Origin of the sequence: Microcystis sp. M53602_WE12 (genome assembly GCF_030065455.1) — a bacterium.
GTDB classification, from domain to species: domain Bacteria; phylum Cyanobacteriota; class Cyanobacteriia; order Cyanobacteriales; family Microcystaceae; genus Microcystis; species Microcystis aeruginosa.
Genome location: NZ_JASJFB010000509.1, coordinates 1 through 2,562, shown reverse-complemented (window position 1 = coordinate 2,562; position 2,562 = coordinate 1). Strand labels below are relative to the sequence as shown.

General features: G+C 46.0%; 1 protein-coding gene. It reads left to right on the top strand.

The genetic code is table 11. The annotated features are described in order from the left end of the window. Nucleotides 1-578 precede the first annotated feature (578 nt). On the top strand, nt 579-2,258 hold the full coding sequence (pckA, locus tag PX482_RS16705; protein ID WP_288122715.1) for a phosphoenolpyruvate carboxykinase (ATP): 1,680 nt from the start codon (nt 579-581) through the stop codon (nt 2,256-2,258). Nucleotides 2,259-2,562: the final 304 nt, after the last annotated feature.

The following is a 2,562-nucleotide window of genomic DNA, read 5'->3' as shown; positions in this document are numbered from 1 at the left end:
TTCAACCCAACCTACGTTCATCTTATAGCAATTCCCATAGTTGTGAGGTACAGAGTCTTAGGTTTTGAGGAGTCAGGAGTCAGGATTCAGGATTCAGGATTCAGGATTCAGGATTCGGGATTCAGGAGTTAAGATTTTGGTGTACCTCATGAGATTGGGAAACGCTATATATTTAATTCCACCCACCCACTTAACTGCTAGATTAGCTGACCAATTTTGTTTAGCTGTTAATTTTTGTAAAAAAAACATCGTCTGTATCCTATTGTACAGCTAGACTAAAAATATCTAGAAAAAGCAGTTAGATCGGCAAGAGGGAAAAGGTAAAAACCCTGACTGGGAGATGAGGGGTAAATACGCAAATAATCCTAAATTACCGCTCTAAGATTGGCTTTACCGACAGCAAGAGACCAGATTAATCAGGCAAATATCGTCAAATAAACTAATCAATATAGCTTCTTAGGTGTCTGGGAGTGAAAAAAGACAGAGAACGGAGTTTTTCTAGTTTCTATAACTGCACTAATCAGAGACCTGGAACTTAGCTCTAAACCGACAACTAAATTATCAGGAGAATTGGGGTTATGCCGACTCTACACACGCTGACCAATGATAGTATCTCTTGTCCCTTGCCCGATCGCGTGGAGAACGTCAATTTCCACTACGAATTAGAAAATCAATTTCATCCCACCTACGGCCTCGAAAACCTAGGCATGAAAAATCTCGGTCGCGTTTATCGCAATCTTTCCGTACCGCAATTAGTCGAACAGGCGATCGAACATCATGAGGGCGTTTTAGCCGATAATGGGGCTTTAGTGGTGGAAACGGGTAAATATACCGGTCGTTCCCCCAAAGATAAATTCATTGTCAAAGAAGCCAATAGCGAAAAGGAAATCGACTGGAATCAGCATAATGCCCCGATTAGCGAGGAAAAATTCCAGCAGTTATACCGAAAAGTCCTCGCCTATGTACAGGGAAAAGACCTATATATCTTCGATGGTTACGTCGGGTCCGATCCTAATTGTCGCTTTGGCGTGCGCGTTGTCACCGAAATCGCCTATCATAACCTCTTTGCCCATCAGTTATTCCTCCGGCCCAGTGCGATCGAACTAGCTGCCCATCAAACTGATTTTACTGTGATTGCCCTGCCGGGGTTACAGGGAGATCCCGAAGATGACGACCTGAACAGCGAAGCCTTTATCGTCCTCAACCTAGCCAAAAAAATCGTTCTCATCGGTGGCACTCGCTACGCTGGCGAAATCAAAAAATCCGTCTTCTCGATGATGAACTACCTGATGACCAAACAAGGGGTTTTACCGATGCACGGTGCCGCTAACATTGATAAACACGGTCATACGGCCCTCTTTTTCGGTCTCTCCGGTACGGGTAAAACCACCCTTTCCGCCGATCCTAAACGCAGCCTCATCGGTGATGATGAACACGGTTGGTCAGAAGACGGCATTTTTAACTTTGAAGGCGGTTGTTACGCTAAAACCATCCGTTTAAGTGCCGAATACGAACCCCAAATCTGGGCGGCGATTCAATTTGGCACTATTCTCGAAAACGTGATCCTTTCCCCCGATAATCGCCTTCCCGACTACGATGATGGACGTTTGACCGAAAACACCCGCGCCGCCTATCCCCTGCGTTATATCCCTAATTGTGCCGTATCTGGCATGGGAACCCACCCGAAAACTATTATCTTCTTAACTGCCGATGCTTTTGGGGTACTGCCACCAATCGCCAAATTAACCACGAACCAGGCGATGTATCATTTCCTCTCCGGCTATACTAGCAAATTAGCGGGAACGGAACGGGGAATCACCGCCCCACAGGTGACTTTTTCCAGTTGTTTCGGTCAATGTTTCTTCCCCCTCTCACCCCTCGTCTATGCCCAAATGTTAGGGGAACGTTTAGAACAACACCCCGAAACCTCCGTTTATCTGATTAATACTGGTTGGTCCGGCGGTCCCTACGGAGTCGGCGATCGCATTTCGATCAAACACACCCGTGCTATGGTTTCCGCCGCTTTAAATGGCGATTTAGAGGAAGTAGTTTTCCATCCTCATCCCATCTTTCAAGTTCTCGTCCCCGAAATTGTCCCCGGAGTTCCCAAAAAAATCCTCGACCCGCGACAAGCATGGCAAGATGGCGAATCCTACGACCTACAGGCGCGAGAATTGGCCCATCGTTTCGTGGAAAATTTCCGTCAATTTACCACTGCCTCCCAAGAAATCATTGCAGCCGGTCCAATTTGGGAATAACAGCATCAAGGAATCGGTTATCAACTATCAGTTAAAGTGAGATTTTCTCGGAGTTTGATTTTCAGGTGGCGTATGTTGGTAAGCTGCCCGCGCATTTAAATTGCTTGTTGAGACGAGGCAAGAGGCACTCTTGCAAGAGGCAACAGTAAAGGGATTGGGGGAGATTCGGCTAATCTTAAGAATAAGCGCTTTAAATGCGTCTTAGCTTATCCCACTTAATCCACAAAAATGTACGGAGATTCGGGAATTTTTGTCCAATCAATTAAGGTTCTTCGTTACTTGGTATGGTTCGCTCAGGTGCGAC